We start from the raw sequence: 20,490 nt of genomic DNA on the forward strand, positions 1-20,490 counted from the left end.
CTGCTGTCGGGGGCCGTGGTGGTCGGCTACGGGGCGAGGGGGTTGCGCAGGGTGACGTAGACGGACTGGGTTTCGACCGGGCCGACGAGTTCGTCCAGGCCGTGCAGCCGGGTCGCCAGGTTGGCCTTGCAGCGCAGGGTGCGGGCGGCGAGCAACTGCTCCGGGAGCGGCGAGCGGTGGGCCCGTGGGGCCGTGGCGGCATCGGCGAGGAAGCGGCGGAAGGCGGCGAGCAGGATCTCCTCGCGGACCAGGCGCTGGGAGCCGAAGGCCCCGATGAGGCCGAGGACGTTGTTGATGCCGAGGTAGTAGGCGAAGCGTTCGTCGGTGACGTCGTCGGCGACGAAGGAGTCGCTGGCCGCGCCGATGCCGGGCATCCGTCGCTCCAGTTCGGCGCGGCGCGAGGCGCGGAAGTAGTAGCCCTGGTTGTCGCGGTAGCGGCCGCCGACCGGCCAGCCGTCGGGGTCCAGCAGCACCACGGTGTTCTGCTGATGGGCTTCCAGCACGACGCCGGCCGTGCCGTCGAGCCACAGCACGGGCCGTACGACCGCTTCGAGGTAGCGCAGGAACCACTCGGTGGCCACCGCGTCCAGGGGGCGGCCGGTGCGGGCGCCGAGCGTGCCGACGAGGTCTTCGAGCCGGGAGCGCACGCCGGAGCGGCCGGGCCAGGGCCGGGGGGAGGTGAGGCCGGCGATGCAGACGGCGTCGTCGGTGGTGCTGAAGGGGTTGTGGCGGATGACGACATCGAGGCCCTGGACGGGTTCGCCGTCGAAGCCGTCGACGGCGAGATAGGCCGGGTCGCGGACGATGTCGAAGCCGGGGTGCACGGTCTGCCACTGCTTGGCGAGGCCGGTGCGCAGCAGCCGGTGCACCTCGACCCCGCGGGCCAGTTCCTTACGGAGGTTCTCCCGGCGGGAGTTGGTGATGCGCAGCCCGAGGGAGAGCTTGAGCATGGCGTCCGCGTCGGGGCGGTAGACCGTGCGGACGGAGGAGGTGGGGTGCCAGAGCGGGCCGTGGACGCCGAGGTCGTGCAGCAGACCGGCCTCGCGGAGGGCGGTGACATCGGAGCGGTCGGCGAGTTCCCTGGCCTGCCAGGGGTGCAGCGGCAACGGCACGGTGTCGTCGGGGAGTTGGCAGCCGCTCCCCGCGATCTCCCGGGTGAGCCGGTCGGCCGGTACGGGCTTGCCGCCTACGGTCCAGGCGGAGTCGGCGGCCAGGACGGAGCGGTGCACGGCCATCCAGTGCAGCGGGAAGGCGCCGCGCAGTTCGGGCGAATAGGCGCGGGTCTCGGCGTCGGAGAGGCCCTCGCGGCTCTTGGGTGTGGGGTGCAGCGGGTGGCCGAGGAGCAGGGACTGTTCGGCTTCGAGGAAGAGGGCGCCGTGGTCGTCGGCGGGCCGGGCGCGCCGGTCGGTGAGGAAGACGGCGACATTGCGGACGGAGTCGGCGACCCGGCCGACGAGTTCGGCGCCGTCGCCGTCCGGTGCCTGCTGCGGCGTGGCGTCCGGCTCCGGCCGCTCCCCGCCGTCCGCCACCCGGTGCTCGCCGCCGTCGGAGGCCCGCCGGTCACCGTGCGCGGCCTCCCGGCGCAGCAGCGCGGCGAGGGTGACGGCGTCCAGCGGGGCGGCGCCGGCCGGGGCGCCTTCGAGGGTGGGGGCGCCAAGGCGGTGCCAGCCGGTGGGGGACCAGTAGCGGACGGGGATGATCAGGGCGCTCGCGGCGGCGGCCCGCAGCGGGAGGCGCAGCCGGCCCTCGGCCGGGTGGTGGGTGCCGCTCTCCCGGAGCCAGCAGCGCAGGAGGTGCTCGATGCCCGCGGCGTCGGCGGCGACCGCCGGGTCCGGGTGGTCGAGCGGGTCGTGGTCACCGCGGGCGCGGTCGTGCGGGCCGGCGGCGCCATGGGGCAGGGGCCGGTCCAGGGGCTCCTGGGGCTGCTGGTGGCAGGTCTCGTCCGGGGCCCGCCGCTGCTGGCGCGGTACCGACTCGATGATGCCCGCGCCCTGGTGGGCGGGGATGCGCTCGGCGGGCTGACCGCCGTCGGGGCCGGGGCGTTCGTTCATGGGGTGGTGCCTCGCATTGTCGTGGGGGACGAGCCCATCGGCCCGGGGGTGGTGCGGACCGCCGCCGTGATGGCGTCGGCGAGGCGGTCGAGGATCGCGTCCGCCTGTTCGTCGGTGATGGTCAGGGGTGGCAGCAGCCGGACGACGGCGGAGTGCCGGCCGCCCAGTTCGACGATCAGGCCGCGGTCCAGGCAGGCGTCCCGGACGGCGGCGGCGAGCTCGGGGGCGGCGGGGCGGGCGCCCGTGGCATCGGCGTCGGCGTCACGGTCGACGAGTTCGACGCCGAGCATCAGGCCGCGGCCGCGGACGTCGCCGATGCAGTCATGGGCGGCGGCGAGGGCGCCGAGCCGGGCGAGCATCCGGGCGCCGAGCTCCCCGGCCCGCCGGTCGAGGCCGTTCGTACGGACGTAGGCGAGGGTGGCGGCGCCGGCGGCCATGGCGAGCTGGTTGCCGCGGAACGTGCCGGCGTGCGCGCCGGGCTGCCAGGCGTCCAGTTCCTCGCGGTAGACGATCACTGCGAGCGGCAGGCTGCCGCCGATCGCCTTCGACAGCACGATCACGTCGGGCACGATGCCGCTGTGGTCCACCGCCCAGAAGGCACCGGTGCGGCCGACGCCGGTCTGCACCTCGTCCACGATCAGCGGGATCCGCCGGGCGGCGGTGATCTCCCGCATCCGCCGCAGCCAGCCGTCCGGTGCGGGGATCACCCCGCCCTCGCCCTGGACGGGTTCCAGGATCATCCCGGCCGGGCGCGGCACCCCGCTCTTGTGGTCGTCGAGGAGGTTCTCGGTCCAGCGCGCGGCGAGTTCGGCACCGCGTTCGCCGCCGGTCCCGAAGGGGCAGCGGTAGTCGTACGGATAGGGCAGCCGGACCACGCTGGTGTGCTGCGCTCCCCCGGAGGCGGCCAGCGCCTGCGCGGTCATGCCGTGGTAGGCGCCGGAGAAGGCCATCAGGCCGTCCCGCCCGGTCGCGGTGCGGACGAGTGTGAAGGCGGCCTCGACGGCGTCCGTGCCGGCCGGGCCGCAGAACTGGATGCGCGCCTTTTCGGCCAACTCTCGGGGCAGCGTGGCGAAGAGCTCGGTGGTGAAGGCGTCCTTGACCGGCGTGGCCAGGTCGAGGACGTGCAGCGGCGCACCGGAGTCGAGGACCGTGCGGATCGCTTCGAGCACCACGGGGTGGTTGTGGCCGAGCGCCAGGGTGCCGGCGCCGGAGAGACAGTCGAGATAGCGCCTGCCGTCGGCGCCCTCGATGGTGAGCCCGCGGGCGCGGACCGGGACGATGGGCAGCGAGCGCGCGTAGGTGCGGGCGGCGGACTCACGCAGGGACTGCCGGCGCAGGATCCCCTCGTGGGCCGGCGCGGCCGGCACGGTTTCGGTCAACGCCACGGCAGTTGTGTCCTCCTGCTGGTGAGCTGCGGAAGGCCGCGGGCCCTGCGGGCGGCCCGGCCGTCCCCCGTCCGTACCAACGACGGCGGCGACGTGGGATCACGGTTGTCGCCAAGATCCTTGGCGGCGTGGAACCAGGTACCCGAGTACCGCCGTCCCCATCGTCACCGGCATAGTGGGGTGTTGCACCGGGATCTTGAGGTTCATGACAAAGAACGGACCGGCGCAAGATCAGCTCACGTCACACCGGCTCAGCCCGATTCACCAGGGGGAACTCACCCATGCGATCCATACGTCGGCCACTCCTGGCCGCCGCCGCTCTCACCGCCGTCATGGCGCTGACCGCCACCGGCTGCGGGCCGGAGGGCGACAACGCGGACGCCAAGCCCACCCAGGGCGCCGGCCAGGAAGCGGGCGGGGGTGACTTCAAGATCCCTCAGGACATCCAGGACAAGCTCAAGGAACACGGCGTCGACCTGGACAAGTGGAAGAACGGCGAGTGGAAGAACTGGGACCGGGACAAGTGGCTCCGGGAGGCCGGGGAGTTCATCAACCCGATCATCAAGGACTTCTGGGACAAGGACAAGATCGACAAGGTCAAGCCGCCCCAGGACCCCAGCAAGCCTGAGGACATCTCCGAGGACCAGGGCAAGACCGACCCCGAGCCGTCCGCCGTCCCGGCGCAGCCCGTCAAGACCCCGTACACCTCCACCGCCCCCGGCGTGGGCCTGCTGCTGTTCAGCACCCCCGAGGGCGATTCGCGCTGCTCCGCCACCGTCGTCAAGGACCCGGCGCACCCCGGTAAGTCCAACCTGGTGTGGACCGCGGCGCATTGTGTGCACGCCGGCAAGAACGGCGGCTGGTACCGCAACATGATGTTCGTGCCGAACTTCAACAAGACCGGTGGTTCCGCCGGTGAGTTGAAGAACAAGCCCTTCGAGGACCGGGTCCCGTCGGGCAAGTGGTGGGCGGACGACATGGCGACGTCCCAGCAGTGGATCAAGGCCGGCGGGGCCGTTCCGGGTGTCCCGATGGCTCCGTACGACTACGCGCTGATGCATGTGAAGCCGGAGCAGGGCACCGGCGGCAAGTCGCTGGAGGAGACGGCCGGCGGCGCCTACGAGGTCGACTTCAACGCCCCGGCGATGGCCAAGATCCCGAGCCTGACCGCGCAGGGCTACCCGGCCGAGCCGCCGTTCGACGGTGCGGCGCAGCAGCAGTGCACCGACAAGCCGACCCGGCTGTCGATGGACGCCAAGAAGCCGACCATGTACCGGATCGGCTGCACCATGACCGGTGGTTCCTCCGGTGGCCCCTGGTTCGCCAAGGACGCGAGCGGCAAGCAGGTGCTGATCTCCAACATGTCGATGGGGCCGCGCCCGGCCCGCTGGTCGGCCGGTCCGCACCTGGGCCCCGAGGCCAAGAGCCTGTTCGACAACATGAGCAAGAAGTGGGCGAGCAAGCAGTAGTCGCCTGAGGCGGGTGGTGCCCGACGGCATCACCCGCTCCGCCCGTGCGCAGCACGAAGGCCCGCCCCCGGTCTCCCGGGGGCGGGCCTTCTGTCGCTGTGCTTCGGGCCCGTCAGGCGGCGGGCACGAAGGGCTCGAACTCGGCGGCCAGCTCCGCGTGCACCCGCGCCTTGAGGACCGTGCCCTCGGCGGTGTGCTCCTCGGAGATGACCTCGCCCTCGGCGTGCGCCCGCGAGACCAGGGCGCCCTGGGTGTAGGGCACCAGGACGTCGATCTCGACCTGCGGCCGGGGGAGTTCCTCGTCGAGCAGCTCCAGCAGCTCCGCCATGCCCTGGCCCGTACGGGCCGAGACCGCGAGGGCGTGCTTCTCCTGGCGCAGCAGCCGCTGGAGCACCAGCGGATCGGCCGCGTCGGCCTTGTTGACGACCACGATCTCGGGCACGTCCGTCGCGCCCACGTCGCGGATCACCTCGCGCACCGCGGCCAGCTGCTCCTCGGGCACCGGGTGCGAGCCGTCGACCACATGCAGGATGAGATCGGACTCGCCGACCTCCTCCATCGTCGAGCGGAACGCCTCGACGAGGTGGTGCGGGAGATGGCGGACGAAGCCGACGGTGTCGGCGAGGGTGTAGAGCCGTCCGCTGGGGGTCTCGGCCCGCCGGACGGTCGGGTCCAGGGTGGCGAACAGGGCGTTCTCCACCAGGACGCCGGCCCCGGTCAGGCGGTTGAGCAGGGACGACTTGCCGGCGTTGGTGTAGCCGGCGATGGCGACCGAGGGGACCTTGTTGCGCCGACGCTCCTGGCGCTTGATGTCCCGGCCGGTCTTCATCTCCGCGATCTCCCGGCGCATCTTCGCCATCTTCTCGCGGATCCGCCGCCGGTCCGTCTCGATCTTGGTCTCACCGGGACCACGGGTGGCCATACCGCCGCCCGCCGAACCGGAGCCACCGCCACCCATCTGCCGGGAGAGCGACTGACCCCAGCCACGGAGGCGGGGGAGCATGTACTGCATCTGCGCCAGCGAGACCTGCGCCTTGCCCTCCCGGGACTTGGCGTGCTGGGCGAAGATGTCGAGGATCAGGGCGGTCCGGTCGACCACCTTGACCTTCACGACGTCCTCCAGGTGGATCAGCTGGCCCGGGGAGAGCTCACCGTCACACACCACGGTGTCCGCCCCGGATTCGAGGACGATGTCCCGCAGCTCCAGGGCCTTGCCGGAGCCGATGTAGGTGGCCGGGTCGGGCTTGTCCCGGCGCTGGATGACGCCGTCGAGCACCATCGCGCCGGCGGTCTCGGCCAGGGCGGCGAGCTCGGCGAGCGAGTTCTCCGCCTCCTGGACCGTGCCCGTGGTCCAGACACCGACGAGCACCACACGCTCCAGACGGAGCTGTCGGTACTCGACCTCGGTGACGTCCTCGAGCTCGGTGGAAAGGCCCGCTACGCGGCGTAGTGCGGCGCGTGCCGAGCGGTCGTACTGGTCGCCGTCACGCTCCCCGTCGATCTCGTGGCTCCAGGCGACGTCCTCTTCCATCAGGGCGTTCGCCCGAAGGCTCTCGGGGAGGCGCTGCCGGTCCTGCGGAAGGGAAGAAGAGGAGGTCATTTGATCCTTCGCGTCGTTGGGAAGCCCTCACGGGGACCTGGCGGCCCCACCGGGACTGTCGTCGTGGCGACCGCCGCGGTGATGCCGCGGCCGTCGCTGGTGTCAACGTCCGAGCGGTCCGGGAGATTCCCGGGCCGGGCGCGGGTGCCGACCTGACGATGGTCCCACGGCCGGAGAGGGCCGTCACGCGGGTTTTCCGGGGTTTCCGGCGGCCGCCTTGGGTCCGCCGGGGGGCGGAGCGGGCTTCTTGGTGCCGGAGCCGGGGGCCGTCCCCTCGGCGCCGGGCTTGTCCGCGCCCTTCCGGGGCTGCCACTGCGGGTGCCCCGGCATCGGCGGGGTCCGCTCGCCGTAGAGCCATCCCTGGAAGAAGGCGGTGAGGTCCTGCCCGGTCACCTGGGAGGCCAGCTGGACGAAGTCGGAGGTGTCGGCCACCCCGTCGCGGTGCCCGGCCACCCACTCGCGTTCGATCCGGTCGAAGGCGGCGGGGCCGATCTTCTGCCGCAGGGCGTAGAGGACCAGCGCACTGCCGTCGTAGACGACCGGGCGGAAGATGCTGATCTTCTCCCCCTGGCTGGGGAGCTTCGGCGCGGCGGGCGGCCCGCCCTCGGCGCGCCAGCCGTCGGACTGCTCGTAGGCGTGCCGCATACGGGTCTCCAGCGAGGCCCGGTGGCCGCCCTTCTCCTGGGCGTAGAGGGCCTCGTACCAGGTGGCGTGGGCCTCGTTGAGCCAGACGTCGGACCAGCGGCGCGGGCTGACGCTGTTGCCGAACCACTGGTGGGCCAGCTCGTGCACCATCACGGACTCGACGTACCAGGCGGGCAGCTGGTCGGTGGTGAACATGGCCTTCTCGAAGAGCGAGAGGGTCTGGGTCTCCAGCTCGAAGCCGGTCCTGGCGTTGGCGATCAGCACCCCGTACGCCTCGAAGGGGTAGGGGCCGACCTTGCGCTCCATCCAGGACACGTGGCCGGGGGTCTTGGCCAGCCAGTGCGCCAGGGTGGCCCGGTCCGCGGTCGGTACGACATCGCGGATCGGCAGGCCGTGCGGCCCGTGGCGCAGCAGCACGCTGGACTTCCCGATGGAGACCTGTGCCAGCTCGGTGGCCATGGGGTGGTCGGTGCGGTAGGTCCAGGTGCGGCGTCCCGCGCGGGTGCCGGGGCGCAGTGGCAGTCCGTTGGCGACGGCGGTCAGCTGCTGGGGCGCGGTGATGTGGAAGGTGAAGAGCGCCTTGTCGGAGGGGTGGTCGTTGCAGGGGAAGACCCGGTGTGCGGCGTCGGCCTGGTTGGCCATCGCCAGCCCGTCGGCGGTGCGGATCCAGCCGCCGTCGCTCTTTCCGCCGGGATCGCTGGTGTGCGCGATGGCGATCTTCAGGTCCTGCCCCCGGGAGATGTGGAAGGCCGGGGTGAGCACCAGGTCCTCGCCGTGCTGCTCGTGCCGGGCGGGCAGGCCGCCGATCTTCACGGAGCGTACGGCGCCCCGGGCGAAGTCGAGGTTGAGGTGGTCGAGCTCGCTGGTGGCCCGGACGGAGATCTCGGTGAGGGCGTTCAGCGGCCGGTCGTTGTGGCCGGAGTAGTCCAGGGAGACGTCGTAGGACGTGACGTCGTAGCCGGTGTTGCCGAGGGTGGGGAAGAGGCGGTCACCGAGGCCCTGCGGCCCCACGGCCGGCGGCTCGGCCACGCCGAGGGTGGCCAGGGCGGCCAGCCCGAGGGCGGCGGCCCGCAGACCGGTCCACCGGCCCCGCCCGCTCGGGCCGGGGGGCAGGACGGGGGCGGGGCGGTCGGGGTCGCGGGACGGGCGGCGCAAGGGAAGGGACATGAACTACGGCTACCAACGCGGCCCCCTCCCCCGCGGGTGACGGGGCAAACGGCACCCGAACGGGCGGCGGATCGTCCACCCGTCTTACGCCGCCGGACGGAGCAGCGTCCGACGGGGCGTCAGCTTCCGGGCCCCCGGGCCCTTCAGGGGCGCAGGGCCGCGGGCTGCCGGGTGCGCCCGGCGCGCAACACGTCGAAGACGCCGGGCACTTGGCGCATGGCGCGCATCAGGGACGGCAGCCCGGCGGCGTTCGGCAGATGCAGCGTGTAGGTGTGGCGGACCCGCTGTTCGTGCGGGGGTTCGACGGCGGCCGACACCACGGCGGCGCCCTGGGAGGCGATGGCTTCGGTGAGGTCGGCCAGGAGCTGCGGCCGGCTGAAGGCTTCGGCCAGGAGGGTGACCCGGCAGCCGTGGCCCCCTTGGCCGGCGCCGCGCCAGCGCACCCCGACCGGCTGCCGGCCGGTGGCCGCCATCCGCGCCACGACGGGGCACAGGGCGCGGTGCACGGTGACCGTGCCGCCGCGTACGGCGAAGCCGGTAACGGCGTCCGGCGGCACCGGGGTACAACAGCGGGCCAGCCGGACCGAGGCTCCGGGCAGATCCGCCACCGCGAGGACCGAGGCGGGGGCGACCGGGCCCGCTCCGGGGCGGTCGGGCCCCGCGTCGCGGCGGTCGGGGGGCGCCGCGCCGGGCCCCTCGCCGGGGGCTGCCGGGCGGGCGCCGGACTCCCGGGGCCCGGCCAGCCACCGGGCGATGGCGAGCCGGGCGGCGGGGGTCCGGGCGTGCTCCAGCCATTCGGGCGAGGGACCGGCGGCGGATTCCGGTGCCCGCAGCAGCTCCAGACTGTCGCCGTCGTGCAGGACCGTGGAGAGAGTGGCGAGCCGGCCGTTGACGCGCGCGCCGATGCAACAGTGCGCCCCCTCGCCGTGCCGTTCGTACGCGGCGTCCACGCAACTCGCCCCGGCGGGCAGACCGATCACGCCGCCCGTGCCGCCCGACGAGCCGTCCGGCGGGGCGTCGGTGCAGAAGACGGTGATCTCCCGGTCCTGGGCGAGATCGTCGCGCAGCGAGGTCCAGAACGTGTCCGGGTCGGGGGTGGTGCGCTGCCACTCCAGCAGCCGGGAGAGCCAGCCGGGGCGGGTCGGGTCGGCCCGCTCGCCCTCGGGGGCGTCCACGTCGTCCGTCGGGGCGTAGGGGTTGCCGAGCGCGATCACCCCGGCCTCGGCGACCCGGTGCATCTGATGCGTACGGATCAGGGTCTCGGCGACCTCGCCGGACGGGCCGGTGACCGCGGTGTGCAGCGACTGGTAGAGGTTGAACTTGGGGACCGCGATGAAGTCCTTGAACTCGGAGATCACCGGGGTGAAGCAGGTGTGCAGCTCGCCGAGGACCGCGTAACAGTCGGCGTCCTCGGCCACCAGGACCAGCAGCCGCCCCAGGTCCGCGCCGGTCAGCGCACCGCGCGCGAGGCGCACCCGGTGGACGGAGACGAAGTGCCGGGACCGGACGAGGACTTCGGCGTCGATACCGGCCTCGTCGAGGACCGTACGCACCCGCTCCGCGAGGGCGGCGAGCGGGTCGGGCCGGGAGGCGTACTCCATGACCAGGGCCCGGGTGGTGGCGTACTCCTCGGGATGCAGGATCGCGAAGACCAGGTCCTCCAGCTCGGCCTTGAGCGCCTGGACGCCGAGGCGTTCGGCGAGCGGGATCAGCACATCGCGGGTCACCTTGGCGATCCGCGCCTGCTTCTCGGGGCGCATCACGCCGAGGGTGCGCATGTTGTGCAGCCGGTCGGCGAGCTTGATGGACATCACCCGGACGTCGTTGCCGGTCGCCACCAGCATCTTGCGGAAGGTCTCCGGCTCGGCGGCCGCGCCGTAGTCGACCTTCTCCAGCTTGGTGACCCCGTCGACGAGATAGCAGACCTCGGCGCCGAACAGCTCCCGCACCTGATCCAGCGTCACTTCCGTGTCCTCGACGGTGTCGTGGAGCAGCGAGGCGGTCAAGGTCGTGGTCTCCGCGCCGAGTTCGGCGAGGATCAGGGTCACCGCGAGCGGGTGGGTGATGTACGGCTCGCCGCTCTTGCGCAGCTGGCCCCGGTGCGAGGACTCGGCGAGCAGATAGGCCCTGGTGAGGGTGTCCAGATCGGCGTCGGGGTGGTGGCCGCGGTGCACCTTGGCGACGTGTTCGAGGGCGTGCGGGAGCCCGTCGCGCGGGGCCGGGCCGAGCAGTGCGGCGCGGCCGATGCGGCGCAGCCCGCTGAGCTCCAGTCGGCGGCGGCCGCGCCGGCGGCCCGCTGCTCCAGGATTACCAGGGTTAGTGGCCTCTGCGCTCATGGGCACCTCCGGCAGCGTCGACCGGCGGTGGAACGCGGCAGTTCGGGCGCCCGGGCCGGTGCTTGATGCTACCGAGCCCATCACGCACCGCTGTCCGCCTCTCGCTCAGCGTGATCCGGATCACCCGTTCGAGCGAATCTTTTGGCCGGAACCCTTTCCCGGAGCGGACCCGGGAGGCGGTACGCGGCCAGGCGCGTCAGGCGAGCGCGTCGGCCAGCCAGGCGGCGTCGAAAGTGCCCTCGGCGACGATCTCGGCCGGGCCGGTCATCTCGACCGTGCCGTCGGGCCGCTCGGTGATCGACAGGCTGCCGCCGAGCACATCGACCCGGTACGTGACGGGCGTACCGGTCTCCGCGGGGTCCAGACCGTCCCGGCGGGCGGTGGCGACGGCGACCGCACAGGCGCCGGTGCCGCAGGAGCGGGTCTCGCCCGAACCGCGTTCGTGGACCCGCATCGCCACATGGCGCGGACCCCGGTCGACGACGAACTCCACGTTCACGCCGTCGGGATAAACCGACGCTGGGCTGAACGGCGGTACGGCCAGCAGGTCGCCGGCGTGGGCCAGGTCCTCGACGAAGGCGACCGCGTGCGGATTGCCCATGTTCACGTTGCGGGCCGGCCAGCTGCGGCCGCCGAGGGTGACGACGACGCCCTCCGCGGGGAGTTCGGCCCGGCCCATGGAGACCGTGACATCGCCGGTCTTGGCGAGATGCACCCGGCGTACCCCGGCGCGGGTGGCGATGGCGAGGTCACCGGCCTCGACCAGACCGGCGTGCAGCAGATAGCGCGCGAAGACGCGGACGCCGTTGCCGCACATCTCGGCGATCGAACCGTCGCCGTTGCGGTAGTCCATGAACCACTCGGCCTCGCCGGCCTGGGCACGCGCCTCCGGGTGCGCGGCGGACCGGACGACGCGCAGCACACCGTCGCCGCCGAGGCCGGCCCGCCGGTCGCAGATCCTGGCGACGGCGGCCGCGGGCAGGTCGAGCCGCCCGTCCGGGTCGGGGACGATCACGAAGTCGTTCTCGGTGCCGTGGCCCTTGAGAAAGGCGAGGCGCTGCGTGCTGGTCACCCTTGCATCGTACGGGGAGGGCGGGGGAAGGGGGGTACGGGGCCCGCGGCTCACCCGTACCCGCGGCTCACCCGTACCCGCCCACCCCCCGAAGGGGGGTGGGCGGCGGGGAAACAACGGGAGGGGAAATCAACGGGCCCGGGAACAAGCAGGCCCGGGAACAAACCGAAGGGGCCAAAGCTCCCCCAGGCCACGCCTCAACACAGCCAGGCCGCGCCAACACAGCCACGCCCTGCCTCAACGCAGCACAGGCCCCGCCGGCACAGCCAAGCCCCGCTTCAGCACAGCCAGGCCACGCCTCAGCGCAACCAGCCGGCCACGCCTCAGCGCAGCCGGGCCACGCGCCATATGGCCAGCGACGCCGGGATGGCCACCAGGACGGTGTAGATCAGCACCACGCGCCAGCAGGCGCGGCGGCCTGAGCCCTGCGCGGGGAGGCCGGGCCAGGTGTAGCCGACGCGGCGGGCGGCCATCATGCCCCAGCCCGCGGCGCAGCAGCACAGCAGCAGGCCGAGCATCGCGATCATCGCGCCGCCGTCGCCGCCCAGCTCGAAGGCGAGCGGGAAGGCGAACATCAGCGAGCCGAGGGCGGCGAGCGCGACGATCGGGGCCAGCTGCCACAGCCGCAGCCGGCGGGGCGGGCGCAGCTCCCGGAAGGACTCGCCGCCCTCCCCGGAGCCGTCGGCCGGGGCGTCGGAGTCGTCCAGGGTGTCCGGGTCGGTGAGCGCTCCGCCGCCGACGCCGTCAGGGCCGGACAGGCCGTCGTCGGTGTCGGGACCGTCGTCGGTCAGAGGAGCCGTGTCGGCGCCGCTGTCCGGTTGCTGCGCTCCGTTGCGAGGGCCGGCCTCCATTGCCACGCGCCCTCCCCACTACAGACTGCACGCCTCGATCGAAGGTCGATGATGACACGCCCTCAGGGGCCCGGATGACGGCCGGAGCGTCCCGATGCCATGACGTGATCAGGCTGTGACCGGTCGTTCGAGCAACGCCAGTGCCTGACCAGGAAGTTCTCCCCGGTGCTCGGCGGCACCGCTGAGCCAGTGGACCCGCGGGTCCCGGCGGAACCACGAGTCCTGGCGGCGCGCGAAGCGCTTGGTGGCGCGCACCGTCTCGTCGCGCGCCTCCTGCTCGGTGCACTCCCCCGCGAGCTGGGCCAGCACCTGCTGGTAGCCGAGCGCCCGGGACGCCGTACGGCCCTCGCGCAGGCCCTCGCCCTCCAGCCGGCGCACCTCGTCGACCAGGCCCGCCTCCCACATACGGTCGACCCGCCGCGCGATCCGCTCGTCGAGTTCGGGGCGCGCGACATCGACGCCGATCTGGAGGGTGTCGTAGACCGCTTCATGGCCGGGGAGGTTGGCGGTGAAGGGGCGGCCGGTGATCTCGATGACCTCCAGGGCACGCACGATGCGGCGGCCGTTGCTCGGCAGGATCGCGCGGCCGGCCTCGGGGTCTGCGGCAGCCAGCCGGGCGTGGAGGGGGCCGCTGCCCATTTCGGCGAGTTCGGCCTCCAGGCGGGCGCGCACCTCCGGGTCGGTGCCGGGGAAGTCGAGCGCGTCGATGGCGCCGCGTACGTAGAGGCCGGAGCCGCCGACCAGGACCGGGGTGCGGCCCTCGGCGAGCAGCCGGTCGATCTCGGCGCGGGCCAGCCGCTGGTACTCGGCGACGCTGGCGGCGCGGGTCACGTCCCAGATGTCCAGGAGGCGGTGCGGGACGCCCTGCTGCTCCTCGGGCGTGAGTTTGGCGGTGCCGATGTCCATGCCGCGGTAGAGCTGCATGGAGTCGGCGTTGATGACCTCGCCCCCCACGTGTTGTGCGAGCGCGACGCCCAGATCGGACTTTCCGGCCGCGGTGGGACCGACGACGGCGATGACCCGCGGAGCGGGAACGGCGGTGTTCACCCCGTCAGTCTCGCAAACATCACGCCCCCATCCCGAACGAGCGACGTGACGGGCCACCGATGACCTCGTTGCCTGTTGCGAGGTCCCGAGAGCCGGCGCAGCACCCGGCGCCCGCGGGTGGCGCAACGGTCCGCTCCCGGGCGGACCTGGATGTCGCCACATGAAGAGCGTAGGAGAAGTTATGGGTGTGTTTTCGCGGTTTCGCCGCCGTAAGTCCGGAGCGTTGACGGAAGAGAGCGCCACTACGGCGGTGGCGGCCGAGGCGGCGGAGCCGACGGCGCCGGCGGTTCCGGCGGAGACCGGGGACGCCGGTCAGCCCGATCGCGCCGAAGAAGCCGCGGACGCCGCCGAGCGCCCGGCGGCGGCCGCACCGGAGGCGGAAGCCGGGGACGCGCCGGAAGCGGCGGAGGCCGCGGCGGCTCCGGAGGCGGCCGGCGACGCGGCAGCGGAGGCGACGAACGCCGGGACACCGCGCGCGGAGCAGACCGGTGAGAGCGCCGGGATCCCCCGGCAGCAGTCGGCGGAGGCCGCCGCGGACAGCGAGAGCGCGCGGCACCAGGCGCGCTGACCGCGGCACCGCCACGACGGCCGCGGGCGAAGCGCCTCGCGGCCATGGGCGTACCCCTCCTGCGGGTGCGCTACGACCAGGCCGCCACGAAGTAGCCCACCCCGTAGGGGGCCTCCTCGCGGAGCAGCCGGCCGCTCCGGTCCGCGTTCTCCGCCGCCCCCGCCAGGACCTGCCAGCAGGCCCGTCCGGACGCCTGGAGAGCGGCGGCCCGCTGCTCGTCGAGCGCGGCCAGTGCGGCGGTGTCGGCGCCGCCCAGAGCACGCGCCACCTCGGCGTCGAAGGGCTCGGCCCGCTCGTCGAAGTAGCCGGGCGCCTTCACCGTCCGGCAGGCGCTGCCGTCCCCCAGCACCAGCAGGGCGACCCGGGGAGCGGCCGCGGCGATCTTCCGGCCCAGCCCCTGACAGCGGTCGCGGGGCGTCGACACGGCCACTCCCAGCCCCTCCACGGGGGCGTCGTCCCAGTCCGTACGGGACAGCAGCCAGGCGCCGACGGACAGCGACGGCGGGAGTTCCCGGTCCGGCACGGTCTCCGCGGCGCCCAGCGGCACCTCCAGGTCCACCCCGAAGCCGCGGAAGGAGCCGAAGGTGCCCTGGGGGTACCGGCCCTGGCCGGCTTCGTCGGTGGGGCCGAGGACGACCAGCAGGTCGGGGCGGGCCGCGGCGAGCACGCCGATCGCGTCGAGACAAGCGGCGCGCAGCGCGTCGAGTTCGGGCGCCGCCCCGGCGGCCACCTCCGGGACGAGCAACGGCGGGCAGGGGCAGAGGGCGGCGGCTACGAGCATGACACGCAGCGTAACGCCCCTGGTGCAGGGCGGGTCGCCGTGCCCTGGGGCCGCCTGCGCGGGACCGGGTCAGTCGCAGCCGCAGCCGGCGGCGGGCGCCGGGCTCGGTGCCGGGGCCCCGATGGTGGGCAGGCCCAGCAGGACGCCCTGGGGCTTGTCCGCCGGGGCGGCGTTGCGCTTCTCCCAGGCGTCCCCGGCGCGGGTGCGGCGGACCCCCTTGGCCGGGCCCTCCGCCAGGAGGTGGTGCGGAGCGGCGTAGGTGATCTCGACGGTCACCACATCGCCGGGGCGGACCGGCTCCTCGGGGCGGGTGAAGTGGACCAGGCGGTTGTCGGGGGCGCGGCCGGACAGGCGGTGGGTCGCGTCGTCCTTGCGGCCCTCGCCCTCGGCGACCAGGACCTCCAGGGTGCGGCCGACCTGCTTTTTGTTCTCCGCCCAGGAGATCTCCTCCTGGAGGGCGACCAGGCGCTCGTAGCGCTCCTGGACGACGGCCTTGGGGATCTGGCCCTCCATGTCGGCGGCCGGGGTGCCGGGGCGCTTGGAGTACTGGAAGGTGAACGCCTGGGCGAAGCGGGACTCGCGGACCGTGTGCAGGGTCTGCTCGAAGTCCTCCTCGGTCTCGCCGGGGAAGCCGACGATGATGTCCGTGGAGAGGGCGGCGTCCGGCATCGCGGCGCGCACCTTCTCGATGATGCCGAGGAAGCGCTCCTGGCGGTACGAGCGGCGCATCGCCTTCAGAACGCGGTCGGAGCCGGACTGGAGCGGCATGTGGAGCTGCGGCATCACGTTCGGCGTCTCGGCCATGGCGGCGATGACGTCATCGGTGAAGTCGCGGGGGTGCGGGGAGGTGAAGCGGACCCGCTCCAGGCCCTCGATGGTGCCGCAGGCGCGCAGCAGCTTGGAGAACGCCTCGCGGTCGCCGATGTCGGAGCCGTAGGCATTGACGTTCTGGCCGAGCAGGGTGATCTCGCTGACGCCCTCGGAGACCAGTGCCTCGATCTCGGCCAGGATGTCGCCGGGCCGGCGGTCCTTCTCCTTGCCGCGCAGCGCGGGCACGATGCAGAAGGTGCAGGTGTTGTTGCAGCCCACGGAGATGGAGACCCAGGCCGCGTAGGCGCTCTCCCGCCGGGTGGGCAGGGTCGAGGGGAACGCCTCCAGCGATTCGGCGATCTCGACCTGCGCCTCTTCCTGGATGCGGGCACGCTCCAACAGCACCGGCAGCTTGCCGATGTTGTGCGTCCCGAAGACCACGTCGACCCAGGGGGCCTTCTTGACGATGGTGTCGCGGTCCTTCTGGGCGAGGCAGCCGCCGACGGCGATCTGCATGCCGGGCCGCGCGGCCTTCTTCGGGGCGAGCTGACCGAGGTTGCCGTAGAGCCGGTTGTCGGCGTTCTCCCGCACCGCGCAGGTGTTGAAGACCACGACATCGGCGCCGTCGCCGTCCTTGGGCGCGGGCACGTATCCGGCCTCTTCCAGCAGGCCGGACAACCGCTCGGAGTCGTGGACGTTCATCTGGCACCCGTAGGTGCGGATCTCGTAACTCTTGCTGACGCCCACTGCCTGGCTCCGGTCGCTGCTGCTCATGCCACAAGGGTAGGCGGTGCCGGAAGTACCTCCTGACGCCGGAGGCCCGGCCGGGATCATCCGGCGCCGGGCGCGGGACGGCCCGGAGGCCCGTTCAGAGTGCCAGGACGAGGGCGGCGCCGAGGCCGCCGGCTCCCAGGGCGAAGGCCGCGCTGCGCCAGCCCCCGTGCCCCCAGCGGAAGGGCCGGTCGAGGGCGTAGCGGCCGGGGCCGGTGGCGGCGACGGTCAGTGCGACGACGGCGATGGTCAGCGGGTATTCGAGGCCGCCGGTCTCCGCCCAGAGTCCCTTGGGCGCCGCGAGAACCATGGCGTTGATCATCACGCCGATGAGTGCGGCGGCTGCCAGGGGGGTGAGCAGTCCCAGGGCGAGGCCGAGGCCGCCGAGGACTTCCGAGGCTCCGGCCAGACCGGCGAAGAAGGTGCCGGGGCGGTAGCCGAGGGCTTCGAAGCCCTTGCCGGTGATCTCGAGCCCGCGGCCGCCGAAGAGTCCGAAGAGCTTCTGGGCGCCGTGGCCGGCCAGGATCAGTCCCACGGCGAGCCGCAGGAGGAGCAGCCCGGCATCGGCGGCGACCGGGGGCGGGCGGACGGCTTCGGACCGGGCACGGGTGTCGGGCCGCAGTGCGGTGGGCGGTTTCATGAGATGTCGCTTCCCGCACCGGCGCATCAGGGGGCCGTGGTGTGGGGGCACCGGCGCCGGTGCGCTGAGGGTGGAGGAATTCTCTTGGCGTGCGCGCCGCCGGGCGCGCGGTGGGGGGACGTGCCGGGTCCCCGCTGGGTCCAGGGGGGAGCGGCTGCCCGCTGCCGCCGGAGCGGACCGGGCGCCACGTCGCCACCGTAACTCCTGCTGTTGCGGGTGCAAGCGCGGCCGTGACGCCGTCCGTTCCCGGCCCCCAAGGGCGGCGGACCGTGCCGCGCCGGCAGCCGGGAGAGCCGGTCCGGACGCCGGTGACCTCACGGGACCGGACCCACCCCTCCCCTTCCCGCCGCGGTCCTGGCAGGATCCCGCCCATGGTCACAGCACTCCCCCGCACCGGTCGCCGGGCCGTCCAGGCGGCGATCGCGGCACTGGTCGCCCTAGGGCTGGGGCTGTGGTGGCTGATGTCGACGGGCGGTACGCCCGCTCCCGGGGGCCGGGTGACGCTGGCGACCGGCGTCCCGACCGGCGTCTACGCGCGCTACGGGGAGCTGCTGAAGCAGGATCTGGCTCATGACCTGCCGGACGTGGATCTGCGGCTGGCCCGCAGCGAGGGCTCGATCGACAATCTGCGGCAGCTGGTCACCGGACGCGCGGAGTACAGCATCGCGACGGCGGACGCGGTCGCCACGTACAAGATCAGGGGCGAGCTGGGCGCGGACCGGCTGCGGGCCTGCGCGCGCCTGTACGACGACTACATGCAGCTGGTGGTGCCGAAGGACTCCGCGGTGCGCTCGACGAAGGATCTGCGGCGGCTGCGGGTCGGGGTCGGGACCGACGGCTCCGGCGTCCAGCTGATCACCCGGCGGCTGCTGGAGGCGGCCGGGCTGGACTTCGCCAGGGACATCGAGCCGGTGCGGGTCGGCATCGACCGGATGCCGGAACTGCTGGAGCAGCACAAGCTGGACGCCTTCTTCTGGTCCGGCGGGCTGCCGACGACGGCGGTGCAGCGGCTGGCGCAGCGCTTCCCGGTGCGGCTGGTCCCGCTCGGGGATCTGAGCGAGGCGCTGCACCGGCAGGGCGAGCGCACCCGCTACTACCGGGCCGCGGTGATGCCCGCCGATGCCTACCCGAGGGCCCAGGGCGGGCAGGCCGTGAAGACGATCGCGGTGGCGAATCTGCTGGTGACGACGGACCGCGCGGACCCCGCGCTGACCGAGGGCATCACCCGGACCGTCATCGACAGCCGGGACTGGATCGGACGCCAGGTGCACGCCGCGCAGAAGGTGGATCTGCGGACGGCGGTGTTCACCGATCCACTGGAGCTGCACGCCGGGGCCCGGCGCTATTACGTGTCGCAGAAGCCCTGAAGCCCTGAGGCGTGCGCCCGGGGCCGGCCCGCGAACGGAGCGGGGCCCGCACCGGACGTGCCGGTGCGGGCCCCGCTCACGGGACGCGGTGCGTCAGGCAGCGGCGATGTTCTCCGCCTGCGGGCCCTTGGGGCCCTGGGTCACGTCGAAGGTGACCTTCTGGCCCTCGAGGAGCTCACGGAAGCCCTGCGCGTTGATGTTCGAGTAGTGGGCGAAGACGTCGGGGCCGCCGCCGTCCTGCTCGATGAAGCCGAAGCCCTTTTCCGAGTTGAACCACTTGACGGTGCCGGAAGCCATGTTTTTCTCCTTCATGGGGCAAACGGGAGACCGTACTGCACGGCCTCCGTGTCGCCGAGATGATTGCCCCACACCGGAACAGGTCCGGTAAACAAGGAACGCCCGGGGCATCCAGCCTCCGGGCGCGCACATCGTTCATGGGTACCACAACTGCAACGTCATCGACCGTAGCACAGTCGGCGGGGCCGCCGGCGCCTGCGCACCGGCTCCCTCACGGTGCGGTGCGCGGCACGGTGACCGTGACCTTCAGCCCGTGCGGCGGATGCGGGGCGTAGGTGATGGTGGCGCCGCCCGCGGTGAGCAGCGCGCGGGTGATCGACAGGCCGAGCCCCGACCCGGAGACGTTCTGGTGGCGGCTGCTGCGCCAGAAGCGGTCGCCGACCCGGGAGAGCTCGTCGTCGGTGAGGCCGGGGCCCCGGTCGGCGACGGTGACGTGGACACGCTCGCCGTCCGGTGCGACGCCGACGGTGACCGGACGGCCCTCCGGGGTGAACTTCAGGGCGTTGTCGATCACGGCGTCCAGGGCGCTGGAGAGGGCCACCGGGTCGGCCCAGCCGGTGACGGCGCTGTGCCCCTCATAGGTGAGGCCGACGCCCTTGTCGTCGGCCAGCGGGCGCCAGGAGTCGACGCGTTCGGCGGCCAGCGCCGCGACATCGGTGAGCTGGAGGTCGGCGGCGGTGTGTTCGGCGAGGGCGAGGTCGAGCAGATCGTCCAGGACCCGGGCCAGCCGCCTGCCCTCGGTGCGGACCGAGGCGATCTCCGCGTTGCCGTCGGGGAGTTCCAGGGCCAGCAGCTCGATCCGCAGCAGCAGCGCGGACAGCGGGTTGCGCAGCTGGTGGGACGCGTCGGCGACAAAGGCGCGCTGCTGCTCCAGGACGTCCTCGACATTGTCGGCCATCTCGTTGAACGAGCGGGCCAGCCGGCGCAGTTCGGGCGGGCCCGCCGTGGCGGCGACCCGGGCGTTCATCCGGCCGGTGGCGATGTCGTGGCTGGCCGCGTCCAGCACCCGTACGGGACGCAGCACCCAGCCCGTGAGGCGGAAGGCCGCGGCGACGGCGACGAGCATGGCCGCGCACTCGCCGGCCGCGATCAGCAGCCAGCCGCGCAGGACGTGCGAGCGGAGCTGTCCCGTGGGCGAGTCGGTCATCACGACGGCGACCACATCGCCGTCGCGGATCACCGGTGAGGCGACCGGGATGCGGCCCTTGTCGTCCCAGGGCCAGACCTGGTGCGGGTCATGACTGCGGCGGCCGGCCAGCGCCTCGCTGAAGGCTCGTGCGGCCTCACCGTCCTGGGGTACCGGCAGGCCGACGGGGGCGGCGGCCATGGGGGTGCGATCGCGGTAGAAGACACCGGCACGTATGCCGTAGAGGTCGTAGTAGCGCGCGAGCTCGGTACGGAGGGTGGCGCGCCGCTCGTCCTCCTCCGGGGTCTTGTGCCCGGCGTCCGCTTCGGGACGGGCGGTGACGAACTGGGCGAGGGAGGCGAAGCGGGCGGCGTCGTCGATCCGGTCGACGACCACCCGCTGCTGCTCGACCCCGGCGGTGATGACGCCGAGCGGGATGCCGAGCGCGAGCAGGACACCGGCCATGAGGACGATGAGGAGCGGGAGGAGTCGGGTGCGCACGTGGTC

16 protein-coding genes are annotated in these 20,490 nt (G+C 73.2%); 3 read left to right on the forward strand and 13 right to left on the reverse strand.

Annotated elements, in window-relative coordinates; all coding sequences use genetic code 11:
• Positions 1–26: 26 nt before the first annotated feature.
• Both ACFWJW_RS14100 and ACFWJW_RS14105 read right to left on the reverse strand, forming a co-directional pair.
• On the reverse strand, positions 27–2,051 hold the full coding sequence (locus ACFWJW_RS14100) for an IucA/IucC family protein (RefSeq protein ID WP_387239592.1): 2,025 nt from the start codon (positions 2,049–2,051) through the stop codon (positions 27–29).
• On the reverse strand, positions 2,048–3,436 hold the full coding sequence (locus ACFWJW_RS14105; protein ID WP_387239595.1) for a diaminobutyrate--2-oxoglutarate transaminase family protein: 1,389 nt from the start codon (positions 3,434–3,436) through the stop codon (positions 2,048–2,050). The genes ACFWJW_RS14100 and ACFWJW_RS14105 overlap by 4 nt, the downstream gene beginning before the upstream one ends.
• 281 nt (positions 3,437–3,717) lie before the next feature.
• On the opposite strand from ACFWJW_RS14105, the gene ACFWJW_RS14110 reads away from it, so the two are divergent.
• Positions 3,718–4,905, forward strand: coding sequence for a trypsin-like serine peptidase (locus tag ACFWJW_RS14110; RefSeq protein WP_387239598.1), 1,188 nt, complete (start codon positions 3,718–3,720; stop codon positions 4,903–4,905).
• Between the two features lie 112 nt (positions 4,906–5,017).
• On the opposite strand, the gene hflX is transcribed toward ACFWJW_RS14110, so the two are convergent.
• The 6 genes from hflX to miaA all read right to left on the reverse strand — a co-directional run bounded on the left by hflX (position 5,018) and on the right by miaA (position 13,623).
• Complete coding sequence (hflX, locus tag ACFWJW_RS14115) at positions 5,018–6,505, reverse strand: GTPase HflX (RefSeq protein ID WP_387239601.1); 1,488 nt, start codon at positions 6,503–6,505, stop codon at positions 5,018–5,020.
• 183 nt (positions 6,506–6,688) lie between these two features.
• Positions 6,689–8,317: a M1 family metallopeptidase gene (locus ACFWJW_RS14120; RefSeq protein ID WP_387239604.1), complete on the reverse strand. Its 1,629-nt coding sequence runs from the start codon at positions 8,315–8,317 to the stop codon at positions 6,689–6,691.
• 143 nt (positions 8,318–8,460) lie between these two features.
• Positions 8,461–10,653 carry a RelA/SpoT family protein gene (locus ACFWJW_RS14125; RefSeq protein WP_387239607.1) on the reverse strand — a complete coding sequence of 731 codons (2,193 nt, stop codon included), beginning with the start codon at positions 10,651–10,653 and terminating at the stop codon, positions 8,461–8,463.
• A 196-nt stretch (positions 10,654–10,849) separates the two neighbouring features.
• Positions 10,850–11,725, reverse strand: a complete 876-nt coding sequence (gene dapF, locus ACFWJW_RS14130) for a diaminopimelate epimerase (RefSeq protein WP_387239610.1) — start codon at positions 11,723–11,725, stop codon at positions 10,850–10,852.
• A 323-nt stretch (positions 11,726–12,048) separates the two neighbouring features.
• Complete coding sequence (locus tag ACFWJW_RS14135; protein ID WP_387239613.1) at positions 12,049–12,576, reverse strand: hypothetical protein; 528 nt, start codon at positions 12,574–12,576, stop codon at positions 12,049–12,051.
• A 108-nt stretch (positions 12,577–12,684) separates the two neighbouring features.
• Entirely contained in the window at positions 12,685–13,623 is a 939-nt protein-coding gene (gene miaA, locus ACFWJW_RS14140; protein ID WP_387239616.1) for a tRNA (adenosine(37)-N6)-dimethylallyltransferase MiaA, read from the reverse strand.
• Between the two features lie 181 nt (positions 13,624–13,804).
• On the opposite strand from miaA, the gene ACFWJW_RS14145 reads away from it, so the two are divergent.
• A complete protein-coding gene (locus ACFWJW_RS14145) occupies positions 13,805–14,191 on the forward strand; it encodes a hypothetical protein (RefSeq protein ID WP_387239619.1) in 387 nt (128 codons plus the stop codon).
• Between the two features lie 70 nt (positions 14,192–14,261).
• Here the strand turns inward: ACFWJW_RS14145 and ACFWJW_RS14150 are convergent, their stop codons facing one another.
• The 3 genes from ACFWJW_RS14150 to ACFWJW_RS14160 form a co-directional block, all read right to left on the reverse strand.
• Positions 14,262–14,972: a class III extradiol dioxygenase subunit B-like domain-containing protein gene (locus ACFWJW_RS14150; protein ID WP_387239622.1), complete on the reverse strand. Its 711-nt coding sequence runs from the start codon at positions 14,970–14,972 to the stop codon at positions 14,262–14,264.
• Positions 14,973–15,041: 69 nt separating this feature from the next.
• Positions 15,042–16,556, reverse strand: a complete 1,515-nt coding sequence (miaB, locus tag ACFWJW_RS14155; RefSeq protein ID WP_387239625.1) for a tRNA (N6-isopentenyl adenosine(37)-C2)-methylthiotransferase MiaB — start codon at positions 16,554–16,556, stop codon at positions 15,042–15,044.
• A gap of 94 nt (positions 16,557–16,650) precedes the next feature.
• A complete protein-coding gene (locus tag ACFWJW_RS14160) occupies positions 16,651–17,193 on the reverse strand; it encodes a DoxX family protein (RefSeq protein ID WP_387239628.1) in 543 nt (180 codons plus the stop codon).
• A gap of 371 nt (positions 17,194–17,564) precedes the next feature.
• On the opposite strand from ACFWJW_RS14160, the gene ACFWJW_RS14165 reads away from it, so the two are divergent.
• Complete coding sequence (locus tag ACFWJW_RS14165; RefSeq protein ID WP_387239631.1) at positions 17,565–18,560, forward strand: TAXI family TRAP transporter solute-binding subunit; 996 nt, start codon at positions 17,565–17,567, stop codon at positions 18,558–18,560.
• A gap of 93 nt (positions 18,561–18,653) precedes the next feature.
• On the opposite strand, the gene ACFWJW_RS14170 is transcribed toward ACFWJW_RS14165, so the two are convergent.
• Both ACFWJW_RS14170 and ACFWJW_RS14175 read right to left on the reverse strand, forming a co-directional pair.
• Entirely contained in the window at positions 18,654–18,857 is a 204-nt protein-coding gene (locus tag ACFWJW_RS14170; protein WP_042160117.1) for a cold-shock protein, read from the reverse strand.
• Positions 18,858–19,068: 211 nt separating this feature from the next.
• Positions 19,069–20,484 carry an ATP-binding protein gene (locus tag ACFWJW_RS14175; RefSeq protein ID WP_387239635.1) on the reverse strand — a complete coding sequence of 472 codons (1,416 nt, stop codon included), beginning with the start codon at positions 20,482–20,484 and terminating at the stop codon, positions 19,069–19,071.
• Positions 20,485–20,490 lie beyond the last annotated feature (6 nt).

Origin of the sequence: Streptomyces sp. NPDC127097, assembly GCF_042724075.1 — a bacterium.
In the GTDB taxonomy this organism is placed as follows: domain Bacteria; phylum Actinomycetota; class Actinomycetes; order Streptomycetales; family Streptomycetaceae; genus Streptomyces.